Raw genomic sequence first — 16,869 nt, 5'->3', positions numbered from 1 at the left:
CCATGCTGATCGGAACCTCCGATGGCATGTTTGAGCGCCGTCCAGAAGCCGTGCGCGATTCGTCAACTATCGACCGGGAAACCCCGCTAGCCTCACCCATCACAACGGCCCGTCGCTTCCCCGGCGAATCGTCCGGGGCTCCGACCGCTCTCGGGCGGGTTTCGAAAGGGAGTTTTCTTGTGCGTTCCGCTTCGGGAGCGATCGACTGACGGGCGTGCCATCCGAACCACCTTTCGACCGGGCGTTTTTCGGAGCTGCCGGCAATGGATCAGTGGCGAGCCCGGGAATTCGTCCGCCGATGTCAACAGCCACGACCCAGAGGGAACACATGGGAGACGACGGCATGCCACTCATACCCGAACGGTTCGCCCTCCGCGCCGCTGCCGACCCCGGCGCCCTCGCGGTGGTCCAGGGAGATCGCCGGGTCACCTACGCCGAACTCGACGAGCGGGCCGATGAGATCGCCGCCCGGCTGCGGCAGCACGCCGTCACCCGCGGCGACGTCGTCATGGTGCACCTCGAGCGCTCACCGGATCTGATCGCGGCCATGTTCGCCGTCTGGAAGGTCGGCGCCGTATACCTCCCGACGGATCCCGGCATGCCGGTGGACCGCACGAAAAGGATCCTGAGCGAATCGAAGGCTTCGGTCGTCGTCACCGACGGCGCGCCCTTACCGGACATCGGCCCGCCCGGGATCGACCTCCGCACCCGCTCGCCGAAGCCGACGCCACGACACGCCGACACGTCCTCGCGCGGTGACGACCCGGCCTACCTGATCTACACCTCCGGTTCCACCGGGGCGCCCAAGGGCGTCGAGGTCGAACACGCCTCCCTGGCCTACCTGCTCGACCACATCAACGACCGCTACGGCATCACCGCCGACGACAGGGTGCTGCAGTTCGCGGCCACCACTTTCGACACCTCGATCGAACAGATCCTCGTGACCCTCCTCAACGGAGCCACGCTGGTCCTGCCCGACCGCCTGTGGGCCGCCGGCGAACTGGCGGAGGAGCTGCACCGGTACGACGTCACGGTCATGGACCTCACCCCGTCCTACTGGCGGGCGTTCCTCGCCGAGCTGCGGCGGGATCCCCGGGACCTCCCCGTGCGCCTGACCGTCGTGGGTGGCAGCGCCGTGCACGCCGCCGACTGCCGCACCGCCCTGGAACTGCTCCCCCGCACCCGTCTGGTCAACGCCTACGGGCTCACGGAGGTCACCATCACCTCCTGCACCAAGGAGATCACGTACGACGCGTTGCCGGAGCAGGGCGTCGCGCCCGTCGGCCGGCCCCTGCCCGGCACGAGCGTCCACGTCCTCGACGAGGCACTTCAGCCGCTGCCCGGGGGAAGCCAGGGGGAGGTCTACCTCGCGGGTCCCGGTCTTGCCCGCGGCTACGTCAGCCCCGGGGCGGCCGGCACCCGCTTCGTCGAGGGCACCGGTTCCCTGGCCGGTCAGCGGCTCTACCGCACCGGAGACCTGGGGCGCCTCCTCGACGGCGAGCTCGTCGTCACGGGCCGCGTCGACCGGCAGCTCAAGCTCCGCGGGTTCCGCGTCGAGCCGGCCGAGGTGGAGGAGGCGCTCACCGCGCATCCCGGTGTCGCGGACGCCGCGGTCAAGACCTTCGAACAGCACGGCGACCTCGCCCTGGCGGCCTACTACACCGTTTCCCGGTCCGACCGGCCGGACACCGGGGAGCTGCGCGAGCACCTGCGTGAACGGCTGCCGTCGTACATGGTCCCCACCGCGTTCGTCGCCCTGCCGGCCATGCCGGTGAAGCCCAACGGGAAGATCGACCTCGACGCCCTGCCCGAAGTGCCCGCGGCACGGCCCTCCTCCGAGACCCGTGACGACCCGACGCGGGAGGACGTCACGCCGGTCGAACGCGCGGTGGCCGGGATCTGGCGCAACGTCCTCTCGCTGGACCACGTCGCCCGTACCGACAGCTTCTTCGCCCTCGGCGGCAACTCCCTCCTGGCGGCCCAGCTGCTCGCCAAGGTCCGCGCCTCTCTCGGCATCATGATCACCCAGGTGCGGCCGCTCATCAGGACCCTGCTCGACGGCGCCACCTTGCAGGAGTTCGCCCTGGCAGTGGCGTCCGCCCGGGCCGGGACCTTCGCCGACACCGGGGCCAAGGCGATCGACTTCGAGGCCGAGAGCGCCCTCGGCCTCACCATCGGCGCTCCGGTCGACCCCGCCGACTGGCAGACGCCCCGGACCATCCTGCTGACCGGTGCCACCGGCTTCCTCGGCGTCTACCTGCTGCGCGAACTGCTGGCCACGACCGAGGCGACCGTTCACTGCCTGGTCCGTGCGCAGAATCCCGAGCACGCCATGCGGCGCGTGCAGGACAACGCCCGGCACTACTTCCAGGACGATCTGGCCGAATACCGCGACCGGGGTCGCATCGTCGCGATCCCCGGCGACCTCGCCGAGCCCGGCCTGGGCCTGTCGGAGGAGCACTTCGACGACCTGGCCGCGACGGTGGACGTCATCCACCATCCGGGCGGCCTGGTCAACTTCATCTATCCCTACAGCCACATGCGCGCGGCCAACGTCGAAGGCACGCGGGAGATCATCCGGCTGGCGGCGCGCTACCGGCACGCCCCGATCCACTACACCTCGACCATGGCCGTCATCTCCGGCTTCGGCACCGCCGGCGTGCGGCACGTCGACGAGAGCACGCCGCTCGCACACGCCGACCGGCTGTCCGTGGGCTACGTGGAGAGCAAGTGGGTCGCCGAGGCCCTCCTGAGGAACGCCGCCGAAGCCGGGCTCCCCGTCGCCGTCTACCGCGCGGCCGACATCTCCGGCGACCAGCGCAGCGGTGCGTGGAACACCTCCACCGAGATGTGCGCCATGAAGCGCTTCATCGTCGACACCGGCACCTCGCCGCTCGCCGAACTCCCCCTCGACTACACCCCGGTGGACGTCTTCGCCGCGGCGGTCGCCCACACCGCCCGGACCCGGCCCGCCGACGGACGGGTCTACCACCTGACCAACCCCGGCAAGGTCAACGTCGCCCGGCTCACCGACCGCCTGCGCGCCCACGGCCACACGATCAGGGACGTCGCCTGGAGCGAGTGGCTGGAGCACGTCGTACGCATCGCGGTCGAGGAGCCGGACCACCCCATGACCCCCTTCGCCCCGCTGTTCATCGACCGCTGCTCCACCGGTGAGATGAGCGTGGCGGAGATGTACCTGGAGACGACCTTCCCCGTCTTCAGCCGTCACCACGTCGACGCGGCCCTCGAGGGGAGCGGCATCCGCATCCCGCCCGTCGACGACGCGATGCTCGACCGCTACATCCGCTACCTGACCGACATCGACTTCCTGTGAGACGCGGATGCTGACCACCACCTCGAACCGGATGGCCTCGGTCTGGGACCGACTCGATCTGGCCTCCGCGCCCGCCGACGGCCCCCTCGCCTTCGGCGACGACCTGAGTCCCCAGACCCTGCTCGGCGCCTACCGGCGCGGCCTCTACCCGTTCCCCGCCGAAACCGTCGAGCACGAGCTGCTCAACGAACTGGGTTACGAGGCGGACGTCGCGGCCGGCCGCGTCCACCTGGTCGACACGGGCCGCTCCCCCTTCTCCGTCGCCTGGTGCTCGCCCGACCCCCGCCCCCTGATCAGGACCGACCGGTGGCGTCCGGCACGGAGCCTGCGCAGGTTCCTGCGCGGGTCGACCTGGACGACGACGCTGGACGCGTGCTTCCCGCGCGTGGTGGACCTGTGCGGTCGTGGACGCTCCGAACGGTGGCTCACCGGCACGCTCACCGCGAGTCTGCGGCGCCTGCACGAGTGCGGTTACGCCCACAGCGTGGAGGTCTGGGACGGGGACGAGCTCATCGGCGGGACCTTCGGAGTGCGCATCGGCCGCGTCTTCAGCGCCGACTCCCAGTTCACCCTCCGCAGCGGTGCCGGAAAGGCGGCCGTCACCGACCTGTGCCGGCGGGTGGCCGACGCCGGCGGCACGGCCGTCGACGTCCAGCGCGACAGCGAGCACGTCCGGCTCCTGGGGGCCGAACCCGTCCCGCGCGCCGATTTCCTCCGCCTTCTCGGCTCGTCGGGAACGCTCGCCCTTCCCACCGGGGCGCTGCCGGCGCGGCGCCTCGCCGTCTGAACCACCGGGGCGCTGCCGGCGCGGCGCCCCGCCGTCCGAACCACCGACGGACGCACCCCATGGACCACCGACGGAAGCAACCCACAGGAGCACCTCCGTGTCGTCAGCCACCGACATCCCCCTCAAGGTCGCCAGCCTCGCCGAACGGCCCGACCTGGAAGAGGCCATGCTCACGATGGACTCCACCTGGCCGGCCTACATCCGGCCCGACCCCGTCCTCGTCCACTGGGTCTTCGAGCGGCACGCCCGGTTCCAGCTCGTCGTGCTCGACGAGGAGGAGCGTGTCGTCGCCCGGGCCGCGAGCGTCCCCGTGTCCTGGGACGGCACCGACGCCTCCCTGCCGGACACCGGCTGGGACGGCATCCTGCGCCAGTGCGTGGAGGACACCTACCGGGGCGCACCGCTCAACACCCTGTGCGCCCTGGAGATCGCCGTGGACCCGCACCACAAGGCGCGGCGGCTGTCCGGCCGGGTGCTGGACGCGCTCAAGGAAGCCGGACGCGGGGCCGGGCACGGCGACATGATCGCGCCGGTGCGGCCCAGCGGGAAACACGCCCGGCCCCGGCTCTCCATGGAGGAGTACGTCCGGCACACCCGCGAGGACGGGCTCCCCGACGACCCCTGGCTGCGCGTCCACGTCCGGTCGGGCGCCCGCGTCGTCAAGGTCTGCCCCGTCTCCATGACGATCTCCGGATCGCTCGACCAGTGGCGGGGGTGGACCGGGCTGCCCCTGGACCACAGCGGGACGGTCGACGTTCCCGGGGCGCTCTCCCCCCTGCGCGTCGACACCGGCCACGACCACGCCGTCTACATCGAGCCCAACGTGTGGGTCCACCACCCCCTGGCCCGCACCTGAGCACCCGTACCGCCGAATCCACCGCCCCGAAAGGCCACACCATGACGACGCACACCGACTCCGCGGACAAGCTGGCTCTGCGCAACACCCTCATCGAGGGCATCGGCGGCTACATGACCGCCCACTCCATCGGAGTCTTCGCCGAGCTGGGGATCGCCGACCTGATCAAGGACGGGGTCCGCGGCAGCGACGAGCTCGCCGCCGAGAGCAACACCCACGAGCCCTCCCTGCGCCGCCTCCTGCGCACGCTCACCGCCGTCGGACTGGCCACCGAGCCCGAGCCCGGCCGGTTCGGCCTGACCGCCGTCGGCTCCCAGCTGCGCAGCGACTCCCCCGACTCGCTGCGGGCCTTCTCCCGCATGTTCTGCCACCCCATCCTGCTGCGCGCCTGGCAGGGGCTGGAGCATTCCGTCACCACCGGCGAGCGCGCCTTCGACCACGTCTACGGCAAGGACTTCTACACCTACGTCGCGGAGCAGGGCGCGGCCAACAAGCTCTTCAACGAGGCCATGGGAGAGGAGTCCCGGATAGCCGCGGCCCGTCTCGCGGCCGGCTACGACTTCTCCCGCGCGGAGAAGATCGTGGACCTCGGCGGCGGCGACGGCACGCTCCTGGCCGCCGTCCTCCCCGCCCATCCGCACCTGAAGGGCATCGTCTTCGACAGTCCCGGCGGCGTCGCCGAGGCCCCCGAGGTCCTGAAGAGGGCCGGCATCGAAGAGCGCTGCGAGGCCCGCGCCGGCGACTTCTTCCAGGACATCCCCGGCGACGGCGACCTCTACGTCATCAAGTCCGTCTTCCAGGACTGGAGCGACGAGGACTCCTACGCCCTGCTGCGCTCCTGCCGCGCGCAGATCCCCGCCTCCGCCACCCTCCTGATCGTCGGGACGGTGATGCCGGAGACCTCCTCGCCGGAGAACCCCATCATGTTCTTCACCGACCTGAACATGCTGGTCAACACCGGTGGCAGGGAGCGCACCGAGAACGAGTTCCGCACCATGCTGGAAGAGACCGGCTTCAGCGTCGAGCGGGTCCTCCTCGGCGCCGCCGGTCCGCTGTCGGTCATCGAGGCCCGCCCGGCGGCGGCCCGGTGACCGAGCCCGTCAGCTACGGTGCGCAGCTGTTCCGGGGCCGGCTGCGCACCGACCTCCTGCGACTTCCGGCCGGTGACCCCCGCAGGCTGCCGGCCGGGGAAGAGGCCTTCCTGGAGAGGCTGCGCCGTTACTGCGCGCAGGACATCGACGCCGAGGCCATCGAACGCGACGACCGGATCCCCGACGAGGTGATCGAGCGGCTCAAGGACCTGGGAGCCATGAGCATCAAGCTGCCCACCCGCTGGGGAGGGCAGGGGCTGTCCAACCTCTGTTACCTGCGCGCCCTCATGATCGTGAACAGCGTGCACGCCTCCCTGGGCGAACTCCTCGCCGCGCATCAGGCCATCGGCCTGATCCAGCCCCTCCTCCTGTTCGGCACTCCCCCTCAGCAGGACGCCTTCCTGCCGCGCTGCGTGCGCGGGATATCGGCCTTCGCACTGACCGAGCCCGAGACCGGCAACGGGCTCGAACGCCTGCGGACCACCGCCGTCCTCGATCCGGCCCGCGGCACGTACACCCTCAACGGCACCAAACTGTGGACCACGAACGGCGTCATCGCCGACCTGCTGGTCGTCATGGCCGACGTCCCCGCCACCGCCTCCACCAAGGGCGGCACGAGCGTCTTCGTCGTCGACGCGGACGCTCCCGGGGTCGGCGTCGAGCACCGCAGCACCTTCCTTGGCCTGCGGGGGCTGGAGAACGGTGTCATCCGCCTGCGCGACGTCGTCGTACCGGCGGACCACCGCATCGGGGAGGAGGGGGACGGACTCGAAGTGGCCCTCGCGGCCCAGGACACCGGGCGTCTGTCGCTGCCCGCCGTCAGCGCCGCCTCCGCCAAATGGAGCCTGCGGATCGCCCGTGAATGGGCCTGCGCCCGACTCCAGCAGGGGCGCCCCATCGGCCGGTTCGAACCGGTCGCCGCCAAGGTGGCCTCCATCGGCGCCACCGCCTTCGCCCTCGAGGCCGTCGTCGAGGTCACGGCCCGCAACGCCGAGCGGGACGTGTGCGACACCCGCTTCGACGCGGAACTGGCCAAACTCTTCGCGGCCGAACACAGCTGGCGGATCGCCGACGAACTCCTGCAACTGCGCGGCGGACGGGGCTACGAGACCGCCTCCTCGGCCGCCGCGCGCGGGGAACGCGGCGTGCCCGTCGAGAGACACGCGCGCGACGTCCGCATCGGCCGCATCTTCGACGGGTCCACCGAGGCACTGCGTCACTTCCTCGCGGACGCCGTCCTGCTCCGGCGGGCGGAGGAGGGACCCGCCGTCCGTCCGGACGCCGCACCGGAAGAGGCCGGCGCGGCACCGCGCACGGTGCTGGACGACCACCGTGACCGGGCCCTGCGGGCCGCCGAACGGCTGGCGTCGCTGACCGACCGGCTGCACGCGGATCCGACGGCGCGCCGGAGCCGGCAACGCGGCCTCGGCCGGCTCGTCGACATCGCCGCCGAGCTGTACGCCGTCGGCGCCTCCTGCGCCTACGCGGAGGCCCTGCGGGCCCACGAGCCGGGCTCCGTCCGCCTGGCCGACGTCTTCTGCCGCCAGGCCCTCCAGCGCGTCGAGCACCTCTTCGCCAGGTTCGACCGGAACACGGACGCCGACGACCTGGCGCTGGCGCAGGAGGTGTTCGAAGCCGGCCATCTGTGGCTCGAGGACGGGGTGATCGACACCTCGCTCGACGGGCCCTGGGTCGCCGCGCTCCCCCACGACAGCAGCCGGCCCGACCTTCGCCGCCGTGTCCCGCGGCGTACGACGGCGGCCCACGAGCGACCCGGGAACCCCGATGGATGACATCACCCAGTTGATCGAGGCGGCGCGGACCGGACCGCCGGAGAACGCGGGAGGGGACCGCTTCCAGCGCCTTCTGCGGGACCGCCGCGTCACCGAGGGCACCTTGACGGTGCTGGCCTGCGAGCTGTACCACCTGGTGCGCAGCGACCGGAGGAGCTTCGCCCTGCTGGCGTCCCGGTTCCCCTCCGGCACTGCGGGAGAGCTCTTCCTGGAGATGGCCCGGGGAGAGGGCGAGGCCCTCCGGCTGCTCCTGGACTTCGCCGGGGCCCTGGGCCGGGACGAGGCGTACCTGCGCGCCCACGCCCCCCGGCCCCTGGCGCACGCCTATCCGGCCTATCTCACCCAGGCCTCGCTGTACGGGTCGCGGAGTTCGGTGGCGCTGGCGCTGCTGGCCAACTCCGAGGAGTCCGGCGAGCAGTACGCCCGCGTGGCCGACGCCCTCCGGGACCACTACGGCCACGACGACAAGGCGCTCGGCCACTTCCGCTACTTCGCCGAGACCCCCCGGGAACTCGTCGACATGGCCGTCGCCGCGGTCGGAGAAGGGCTGGCCGCCGGTGAGGACCCCGAGGAGGCCGTACGGACGGCCAGAACGGTCCGGGCCTACGAGGACCTGTTCTGGTCCTGCCTGGCCGACGGCGTGGAACCGCTCTGACCGCGCGCGGCTCCCGCCGCTCCCGCGAGTACACCGACCGACCGGAGGACCCACCCCATGATTGGCTTCAGCACGCCGGCCACCGAACCCCTCGACAGCTCGGGCGGCACGTGCATGTACGCACAGGTCGACCGGCTGCGCACGATGGGCCCCGCGGTGCCCGTCCAGCTCCCCGAGGGCGTCTCGGCCTGGTCCGTCACACGCGGCGACGTCGTCCGCCTGCTGCTCACCCACCCCGGCGTCTCCCGGAACCTGAAGAAGAACTTCCCCGCCTACGTGCCCGGTTCGGTGCCGTGGCTGGCCCCCTGGGTGGACGTGGACTCCATGGCGACGGCGGAGGGCCAGGAGCACCTGCGGCTGCGCAGGCTCATCACCCCCGCCTTCACCCCCCGCCGGGTGGAGGAGATGCGCTCCCAGGTCGAGGACATAGTCCACCGTCTCCTCGACGAACTGCAGCGGCAGCCGGCGACCGAGGCGATCGACCTGCACGCCCTCTTCTCCTACCGGGTGCCCACCGAGATGATCTGCGATCTGTTCGGCGTCCCCGCCGAACAGCGGGCCCGGGTCCTGCGGCTCTTCGTGGCCGTGGGGGAGACCGGTGTCTCGGAGGAGGAGTCCCTGGCCATCAACGACGACCTGGTCGCCACCATGCGCACGCTCATCGACTCCAAGAGGAAGGAGCCCGGCAACGACCTGACGAGTTTCCTGCTGGCCGCGCGCGAGGCCGGCAGCGAGCCGCTGACGGAGCACGAGCTCATCTCCACCCTGCTGCTGATGCTCGGCGGCGGCAGCACCACCACCATCAACCTCATCGACCACACGGTCCGCGAGCTGCTCGCGCGGCCCGAACACCTGCGGACGCTGCGCCGGCATCCGGAGCGCTGGGGCGAGGCCGTCGAGGAGTCGCTGCGCGTGCACTGCCCGGTGATGCACCTGCCCATGCGCTGGGCCGTCGAGGACATCGACCTCGGCGAGGGCGTCACGATCCGCAAGGGCGACGCCATCCTGATCTGTTACGGAGCCCACGGCAGGGATCCCGGTGTGCACGAGGAGCCGGAGACCTTCGACCTGGACCGGGCCGACAAGGACCACTTGGCGTTCGGTGCCGGTGCGCACTTCTGCCCGGGCTCCCACCTGGCCCGGCTGGAGGCCCTGGTCGCCCTGCCCGCGCTGTTCGACCGGTTCCCCCACATGCGGCTCGCGGTCGCCCCGGAGGAGACGGAGCACGAGCACACCTTCATCGGGAACGGTCTGACGAGCCTGCCCGTCGTCCTCAGCCACGTCTGACCCCGGCGCCGCGACCCCATTCCTCCCGACCGCCCCGCCGCCACGCCCGCACACGCGCGGGCGTGGCGGCGCCACTCCCCCGGAGACGCCGTGCGCAGCCCCGAAGAAACTCCCGCCGTGCCGAACGAGGAGCTGACCGAACGCGTCCTGCGCCTCCTGGAACAGGCCCGTTACGTCAGTCTCGCCACCACCTCCTCTCAGGGGTCCCCGTGGGTCTCCGTCCTGGAGTACGCGTGGTTCGCCCGGCCCCTGCGTCTGGTCTTCGGCTCCCCCGCCCAGTCCCTGCACAGCCGTCACATCGCCGAGCGCCTCCAGGTCGCCGGCGCGCTCTTCACCGCGGGCGGCGGACCGGAGCTGGACGTGGACGCGATCGACGGGGCCCAGTTCTCCGGCAGGTGCCGCGAACTGTCCGGCGAGGACCTGCTCGCCCACCACCGGCCCTACTACGAGAAGCTCTTCTCCGAGGAGGAGGAACGGGCCCGGTGGATGCTGCCGAGCTCCTCGCTGCGGCACCCCGCCGCCCACCGCCTCTACCTGATCGAGGTGGACCGGCTGTGGCTGGTGGACACCCGCACCTGGGAGGAGGACCGCGTCGAACGGCGCGTGGAGGTCCCCCTCACCGGCCTGTAGGGCGGGTTCCGTCCCGGTCAGCGCCGGGCACAGGCGCCGAGGAACGTCTCGGCGATGAAGCGCGGGGCGTCCTGTTCGTCTAGGCGCCCCGCACCCACGTCCCCGGCCGCTCCGTTGATGACGTGGTGGAGCACGCCGGTCAGCCATGACGTCGGCAGGTCGGTGCGGAAGACGCCCTCGCGCCGGCCCCGCTCGATCAGCTCGCTCACCCTCTGCTCGGGCCGGGCGTGGAGGGCCTGGACGCGGCCGGCGGGGAGGGCGCTCTGCGCCGCCTCCAGCACCGCGCGGTACTGCGCGAGCATGAGCCAGCTCGACGTGATGAGCGTCCTCAGTGCCTCCTGTGGAGAGCCGGACAGTTCGAGCCCTTCCAGGACCCGGTCGCCGCGGTCGATGAGGCGCTTGACCGCCGCCTCCACCAGGTCGTCCCGCGTGGCGAAGTGGCCGTACAGCGTCACGCGTCCCATCCCGGCCCGTTTGGCGATCTCGCTCATGCTCGCCGCCGGGTCCCGGGCCAGGCAGACGATCGCCGTCTCGACGATCGTCTCCGCGTTCTGCTGCGCGTCCGCCCTGCGTGGGGACCGTGCTGCCGCGTCGGACATGCGAATTCCTTATGTCGAACAGCCTTGTATGAGTTATCGTAACCGAAATAACTCGTACAGCCCTGTTCGACTTGTCACGGAGGAGTGTTCCGCCATGGCCGATCCCCTGGCCGCCGAGACGCCCGCACAAGCCCCTCACCCCGGACGCTGGAAGATCCTCGCTCTCGTCGGCGTCGCCCAGCTGATGCTGATCCTCGACGTCACCGTGGTGGCCATCGCCCTGCCCAGCATCGGCGCCGACCTCGGCCAGGGACGCGAGACCCTCACCTGGGTCGTCAGCGGATACACCCTCGCCTTCGGCGGCCTGCTCCTGCTGGGCGGCCGCGCGGCGGACCTCTTCGGCGCACGCCGGCTCGTACTCGCGGGCGTGCTCCTGTTCACCCTCGCCTCACTGGCGGCCGGCCTCGCCGCGACCGGTCCCGTGCTCCTCGGCGCGCGCGTCGCCCAGGGCCTGTCGGCCGCCCTGCTCTCACCGGCGGCCCTCTCCCTCGTCGTCACCCTCTTCGAGGGCGAGGAGCGCAACAAGGCCCTCGGCATCTGGTCGTCCCTCGGCGGCAGCGGCGCGGCGCTCGGCGTCCTGCTCGGCGGTCTGCTCACCGCGGGCGCCGGCTGGCCCTGGGTCTTCTTCGTCAACGTGCCGGTCGGTGTCGTCCTGCTCGTCGCCCTCGCCCTCCGGCTCCCCAAGCCGCAGCCCGCCGCCGCACGGGGCACGCTCGACGTACTGGGCGCCGTTCTCGTCACCGCGGCCACCGGCACCCTGACCTTCTCCCTCGTACGGGCGGGCGACAAGGGCTGGCTCACCGCGAGCACCCTCGGCCTCGTCCTCGCCGCCGCCGTGCTCTACGCCCTGTTCGTGTGGCGCCAGAAGTCGGCGGCCGCTCCGCTGATGGACATCGGCCTCCTCACCCGCCGTCCCGTCGCCACCGGCACCCTGCTGATCCTCGTCGCCACCGCGCTGATGATCACCGTGTTCTTCCTCGGCACCTTCTACCTGCAGGACGTCCGGGGTCACAACGCCCTGACCACGGGGCTGCTCTTCCTTCCGGTCGCCGCGGCGACCATGGTCGGGGCGAACGCGGCCGGACGCGTCATCGGGCGGACGGGGCCGCGCGCCCTCGGCTCCATCGGTCTCCTGCTCGCCGCCCTGGGCATGGCCGTGCCCGCCCTCTGGGACGGCACCGCGCTCATGGTCGTCGGTGTGGCCCTGGCCGCCGCCGGTACCGGAGTCGTCTTCGTCGTGGCGTCCGCCACCGCACTCGGCCAGGTCGAGCCCCACGAGGCCGGTCTCGCCTCGGGCATCGTCAGCACCTTCCACGAGTTCGGTGCCTCCCTCGGCGCCGCCGTCGTGTCCAGCATGGCAGCGGCGGGCATCGCCGGAACGGACGCCTCCGGGTTCTCCCGCGGCTTCGCGGCGGGAGCCCTCGCGGCGGTCGTCAGCGCGGCGCTGGTCCTCCTGATCGCCCCTGCTCCGCGCCCGCAGAGCGCCCCGGCGACATCGTGAACCGGGCCGCGGCGCTCACCTGGTGACGTCGTCCCGTACAGGACGGCTCGCCTTCGCCGGCACGGAGGGCGACGGTCGTCCCGGCGGTCCTCGCCCCCGCACCCTCCCGGCCTCTGGGTCCGAGTGGCGTATCCCGGGATGCGGGTGGAGACGGGCACTGGTGAAGTCTGCAGTGTCCCCGACCTCCACTTCCTGGAGAAAGATCATGCTGCTTTTCCGTAGGACCTTCGTGGCCGTCGCCCTCTCCGCCGCCGCGGTGATGGCCGGTCCGGGCATCGCCTCGGCCGACCACCACCTCGAGCGCGGGGAGGAGTCGGCGCCCCACGGGCTGTGCAACGACTTCACCACGCAGGTCGGCGCGGTGAACGTCAACCAGGGTCCGGTCTGCATCGACTTCGGTCCCCTCGACGAAGCGGGCGAGAGCAAGGGCGGTGACGGCGGCGGTGACACGGACTTCACCTGCAACGCCGCCGTCACGCAGGTCGGCCTGATCAACGTGAACCAGGGCCCGGTCTGCATCGACTTCTGACCCGCTCGAAGAACAGACTGCTCCCGGGCCCGTCTCAGCGGTGTGTCCGTCTCGGCGCGTACCGACGAGCGGCCGGGAGCAGTCGCGTGCGGCGCGGGAAAAGCGAAGTGGTCCGGGGTCGTACGGCCGGCCCGCGCCACCCCCACGCTCACCGCCCCCGGCCCACCGCCGTTGCCCGCACAGCTGTGGCCACACCGTGTCCCCCGCCCTGCTCCCCCTCCGGGGGTGCTCTCACAAGCAGGGTCGAACGGCCCTACACATGCGGATGGGCATATGCCAGGATCACGATCATGGCTATGGGAGAGACGACAGGTACCGGGCACGCGGGACAGTCCGAACGGTTCTGGGCGACAGCCGCCGATGTCGACGGCGTGCGTGTGGTCACCTTGGCCGGAGAGATCGACCACACGACCGGTGACATCCTGCGCCGGGCCCTGGCCCTTCCCGACACCCCCCGTCCCCACGTCGTGGCCGACATGCGGCAGGTCACCTTCATGGACTCCAGCGGCATCAACATCCTCATCACCGCCCACCAGGACCTCGTCGAGAACGGCGGCCGGCTCCGCCTGGCCGGAACCACTCCCCCCGTGACGCGCACCATCGGTCTCGTGGGCCTCGACACCGTCATCGAATGCCACCGCACCCTCGCGCAGGCCCTCGGCGCCTGACCCTCCTCACGGTTGGTCGGCCCCGGGCGACCGCCGGAAGAACGGGCCTGCCGGAAGAGGGGAAAGCGTCAGTCCCGTGCCGAGAAGTCTGCGCAGGACGACGACCGCCGCCGCCTGCAGGATGCTGTCCCACGACGGGTCGCCGGCCAGTCCGACCAGACCGGCCGCGGTCAGGAAATCGAGAAGAACCGCCAGGGCGGAGCGGAAGGCGCGCGAGATGCGATAGGCGGCTGCCGCGCAGAGCAGCCCGCAGGCGGTGATCAGGACGGACGCGGCGTGCAGCCACGTGTTCACGTCGGCAGGCCCTTGGAAGAGGGCGGGGGCGTCGTGTCGCTCCGTTCGATCTCGGCCCGCTCCTGAGCGATCTCCCGGCCCAGGAAGTAGTTGAGCGCGGTCCGGATGGCCGCGATGGCGGCCAGTTGGCCGATCTCGGTGAAGCTCGGCGCGACCGCCGTACGCAGCACATCACCCGCGAGCTGGAACTCCAGCCCCAGTACGAGGAAGCGGCCCAGGCTCAGCCGGATCCGGTTGAAGCCCTCCACCTTCCTGCGGCCGCCCGCCCCGGCCCTCAGGAACTGCACGAACGCCCACACGGCACCGATGAAGATGATCAGAGCACCGGCGAACTCGATCAACCGGACCATGAAACCGATGACCTCACGCAAGGCCGACTCGGGCAACACTTCCGACGACAAGATCATGCATGACCTTCTACCCCTTGAAGACCCTCCTCGGGGACTTCCGGCCACGGTGTGACGCGTGTCGGCGATTCGCCCGGTAGACGGCCTCGCCGCGACAGAGGCTTGGCGAGGTGCGAGCCGGGTCTACCACGGGAAGGAACCCAGGACTGGGGTCGGCGTCTGCAAGGGGTGCGGGGGTTCAGGCTTGCTGGGGGTGGCCTGCGTCGCCTTCGACGACCAGGCGGTCGGTGCCCGGCTCTTCGGCGCGTTCGACGATGGTGACGTCGATCTGCCCGTCACCGGTGGTGTCGAACTGGTAGAGGTCGGGCTTCCCGTCACCGGTGGTGTCGGTCATCCACACATCGGTCTTGCCGTCACCGTTGGTGTCGGCGCTGAGGACGACATGGTGTTCGTCACCTCGGGGCTCGACCGCTTCTCCTGTACGTGCTGAGGTGTCCATGACGCCCGGATGCCCCGGGGTGAAAAAGTGAAACCGGCGCAGACCGGTGTGCGGTGCGGGAGCGGCACTCGGTTCGCCGTGCCTGCCGGAGGAGCGGATGTCCGTCGAGGGCTCGGGCTTCCGCCGCGCTTCGGCCGGGGGACGGCCGAAAACCGCTGCGCTCCCCCGTCTCGACGGAGTCTTCCGGCGACGCACGCGGTCCCCTTCGGCCCACTCGCCCGGGCAGGTCCGGCCGGGGCCCGTGGGGCGGTCAGCTCTGATCGGCCTCGTCCCCGGGTGGCCAGGCCCAGGGCCTCGCCGCGGGCGGTGGGCCCTCCACGGCGCTGCGGAACTTCTCCTTCAGGCTCTTCGGCGGCGCCTCCTTCTCTTCTCGCGAGTGCACGAGCCGGGCCGTGGTCACCCGTATGTGGCACTCGCGGTGACGTTGCTTCACCAGCACCACCCACGCGCCGTCCTGCGTGAGCAGGGCATGACGAGCGGGCTCGTCTCCCGGGCGCGCGTGCCGGGCCAGAAGGCCCGGCAGGTAGCGCAACGCCGCGTCCTCGGCGGCCGCGACCGCCTCCGTACGGTCCGGGCCGATGCGGTGCGTGCCGGTGAGCATCCACCGGTGCAGCCTGAGCTCCTTGCCGTCGGCGCGTTCGGTGGTCCGGGTGTCCTCCTCGATGAGGACGTACCAGTCGGCGGTCATGGCCGGACCCTATCCACTGCCCCGGAGAGCTACACCATCGAAGCGGGCAAGGCCGTTCCGGTGCCGTGGGCACATGATGTCGTCGGGTGGTCGGCACGAGCCCTCCCGACCCGTACCTGGACGGGGTGGGCCCCGGGTCGCCCGCTCGGCCTCCGCCACCGGCCTCAGAAGGCCGCTCGGGCCGCCTCGCGTACGGCGCCGATGGTGGGCTCGTCGCGTCTTCGGGCGAGCCAGGCCAGGGCGGCGGTGCAGGGAGGGAGGTCGGTGACGTCGACGTAGCGGATGCCGGGGCGGGGGAACAGGTCACGCGCGGCCGCGGGGAGGAAGCACATCGCCTCTCCCCCCGCCACGGCGTGCAACAGGGACTCCATGTCGGTGACGACCGGCCCGTACCTGACGGGGCTGCCGTCGGGGCGCGGATTCACCGTCCAGAAGTCCCACCACACCCGCGGCACCTTCTCGGGCACGGCGACCACGGGCCGGTCGGCGAGCTGCGCCAGGGTGACGGCGGGCAGGGCGGCCAGCGGGTCGTCGGCGGAAAGACAGGCCACGCGGGGCTCGGTGGCGAGATGGCACACCTCCACGCCGGCGGGGACGGGAGGCCGCAGGAACATCACGTCGACCTCCTGCCGGACGAGGGCGGTGAGGTGGTCGGCGATGCTGAGGCTGACCATCTGCAACGTCATCCGCGGGTTCCGGACCGTCAGCGCGCGCAGGACGGCACGGGTGTGCGGCATGGCCGCCTCCGCCCCGACGCTCCCCACGACCAGTCGGCCCGACACCTGGCGCGCCTGGGCGTCGGCGATCCTCCGGATCCTGGCCACGGCGTCGACGGCCGCCCGCGCCTCGGGGAGCAGGGCCCGCCCGGCGGCGGTGAGGGCGACCGCGCGGCTGGTGCGCTCGAACAGCCTCACTCCCAGGCGCCGTTCCACGTCCCGGATCTGCTGGCTCAGCGCCGACTGCGTGATGAACAGGCGTGCGGCGGCGCGGCTGAAATGGAGTTCCTCGCCGAGCACGACGAACAGGCGCAGCTGGTGAAGGCTCGGTGCCGGCCCCTCTACTCCGCCGCCGGCCATGGCAGTCGCCCGCTTTCCCCATGCATGAGGTTCACCTTATCGATCCGTCGGGATTCCGCACGCCCGAACCCCATGACAACGAGGGCGCTGCCGTGTGAGTGTTCTGAGCGCCGCCCCGGCCGCCGGACCGACCCTCCGGCTCGAGGCCGGGCCGTGCGTCGTCGCACTCGCGTGCGGCGGGGAACCGGACGGGGGAACGACCTTGAGACCGTGAACAGGACGCCGTCGCCGG

General features: G+C 71.6%; 17 protein-coding genes. 11 read left to right on the top strand and 6 right to left on the bottom strand.

Annotated features, from left to right (window positions below):
- The first annotated feature begins 343 nt into the window (after positions 1-343).
- From ACFY7E_RS18440 to ACFY7E_RS18405, 8 genes are all read left to right on the top strand, one after another.
- Positions 344-3,337 (top strand): amino acid adenylation domain-containing protein, encoded by a 2,994-nt coding sequence (locus tag ACFY7E_RS18440; protein ID WP_389486050.1) that lies wholly within the window; start codon positions 344-346, stop codon positions 3,335-3,337.
- Between the two features lie 7 nt (positions 3,338-3,344).
- Complete coding sequence (locus ACFY7E_RS18435; RefSeq protein WP_389486048.1) at positions 3,345-4,124, top strand: leucyl/phenylalanyl-tRNA--protein transferase; 780 nt, start codon at positions 3,345-3,347, stop codon at positions 4,122-4,124.
- A 97-nt stretch (positions 4,125-4,221) separates the two neighbouring features.
- Positions 4,222-4,980, top strand: a complete 759-nt coding sequence (locus ACFY7E_RS18430) for an N-acetyltransferase (protein ID WP_389486046.1) — start codon at positions 4,222-4,224, stop codon at positions 4,978-4,980.
- A 41-nt stretch (positions 4,981-5,021) separates the two neighbouring features.
- Positions 5,022-6,071 carry a methyltransferase gene (locus ACFY7E_RS18425; RefSeq protein ID WP_389486044.1) on the top strand — a complete coding sequence of 350 codons (1,050 nt, stop codon included), beginning with the start codon at positions 5,022-5,024 and terminating at the stop codon, positions 6,069-6,071.
- Positions 6,068-7,864, top strand: coding sequence for an acyl-CoA dehydrogenase family protein (locus tag ACFY7E_RS18420; protein WP_389486042.1), 1,797 nt, complete (start codon positions 6,068-6,070; stop codon positions 7,862-7,864). Before ACFY7E_RS18425 ends, ACFY7E_RS18420 begins: the two co-directional genes overlap by 4 nt.
- Positions 7,857-8,519, top strand: a complete 663-nt coding sequence (locus ACFY7E_RS18415; protein ID WP_389486040.1) for a hypothetical protein — start codon at positions 7,857-7,859, stop codon at positions 8,517-8,519. Before ACFY7E_RS18420 ends, ACFY7E_RS18415 begins: the two co-directional genes overlap by 8 nt.
- Before the next feature lie 57 nt (positions 8,520-8,576).
- Positions 8,577-9,806, top strand: coding sequence for a cytochrome P450 (locus ACFY7E_RS18410; RefSeq protein WP_389486039.1), 1,230 nt, complete (start codon positions 8,577-8,579; stop codon positions 9,804-9,806).
- A 117-nt stretch (positions 9,807-9,923) separates the two neighbouring features.
- Positions 9,924-10,436 (top strand): pyridoxamine 5'-phosphate oxidase family protein, encoded by a 513-nt coding sequence (locus ACFY7E_RS18405; protein ID WP_389486037.1) that lies wholly within the window; start codon positions 9,924-9,926, stop codon positions 10,434-10,436.
- A gap of 17 nt (positions 10,437-10,453) precedes the next feature.
- Here ACFY7E_RS18405 and ACFY7E_RS18400 read toward each other — a convergent pair whose 3' ends face one another.
- Positions 10,454-11,035, bottom strand: coding sequence for a TetR/AcrR family transcriptional regulator (locus ACFY7E_RS18400; protein ID WP_389486035.1), 582 nt, complete (start codon positions 11,033-11,035; stop codon positions 10,454-10,456).
- 94 nt (positions 11,036-11,129) lie between these two features.
- On the opposite strand from ACFY7E_RS18400, the gene ACFY7E_RS18395 reads away from it, so the two are divergent.
- The 3 genes from ACFY7E_RS18395 to ACFY7E_RS18385 all read left to right on the top strand — a co-directional run bounded on the left by ACFY7E_RS18395 (position 11,130) and on the right by ACFY7E_RS18385 (position 13,733).
- Positions 11,130-12,536, top strand: coding sequence for an MFS transporter (locus tag ACFY7E_RS18395; RefSeq protein ID WP_389486033.1), 1,407 nt, complete (start codon positions 11,130-11,132; stop codon positions 12,534-12,536).
- Positions 12,537-12,741: 205 nt separating this feature from the next.
- Positions 12,742-13,065: a hypothetical protein gene (locus tag ACFY7E_RS18390; RefSeq protein ID WP_389486031.1), complete on the top strand. Its 324-nt coding sequence runs from the start codon at positions 12,742-12,744 to the stop codon at positions 13,063-13,065.
- A gap of 296 nt (positions 13,066-13,361) precedes the next feature.
- Positions 13,362-13,733: an STAS domain-containing protein gene (locus ACFY7E_RS18385; RefSeq protein ID WP_389486029.1), complete on the top strand. Its 372-nt coding sequence runs from the start codon at positions 13,362-13,364 to the stop codon at positions 13,731-13,733.
- A 6-nt stretch (positions 13,734-13,739) separates the two neighbouring features.
- On the opposite strand, the gene ACFY7E_RS18380 is transcribed toward ACFY7E_RS18385, so the two are convergent.
- From ACFY7E_RS18380 to ACFY7E_RS18360, 5 genes are all read right to left on the bottom strand, one after another.
- Entirely contained in the window at positions 13,740-14,027 is a 288-nt protein-coding gene (locus ACFY7E_RS18380) for a hypothetical protein (protein ID WP_389486027.1), read from the bottom strand.
- Positions 14,024-14,434 (bottom strand): DUF1622 domain-containing protein, encoded by a 411-nt coding sequence (locus tag ACFY7E_RS18375; RefSeq protein WP_383442939.1) that lies wholly within the window; start codon positions 14,432-14,434, stop codon positions 14,024-14,026. The genes ACFY7E_RS18380 and ACFY7E_RS18375 overlap by 4 nt, the downstream gene beginning before the upstream one ends.
- A gap of 178 nt (positions 14,435-14,612) precedes the next feature.
- A complete protein-coding gene (locus ACFY7E_RS18370) occupies positions 14,613-14,873 on the bottom strand; it encodes a hypothetical protein (protein ID WP_389486024.1) in 261 nt (86 codons plus the stop codon).
- A 250-nt stretch (positions 14,874-15,123) separates the two neighbouring features.
- Positions 15,124-15,561: a hypothetical protein gene (locus ACFY7E_RS18365; RefSeq protein WP_389486022.1), complete on the bottom strand. Its 438-nt coding sequence runs from the start codon at positions 15,559-15,561 to the stop codon at positions 15,124-15,126.
- Between the two features lie 164 nt (positions 15,562-15,725).
- Entirely contained in the window at positions 15,726-16,637 is a 912-nt protein-coding gene (locus ACFY7E_RS18360; protein WP_389486020.1) for a LysR family transcriptional regulator, read from the bottom strand.
- Positions 16,638-16,869 lie beyond the last annotated feature (232 nt).

The sequence above is a fragment of the Streptomyces sp. NPDC012825 genome (genome assembly GCF_042900925.1).
Classification (GTDB): Bacteria; Actinomycetota; Actinomycetes; order Streptomycetales; family Streptomycetaceae; genus Streptomyces.
This window is presented reverse-complemented; position numbering and strand designations above follow the sequence as displayed.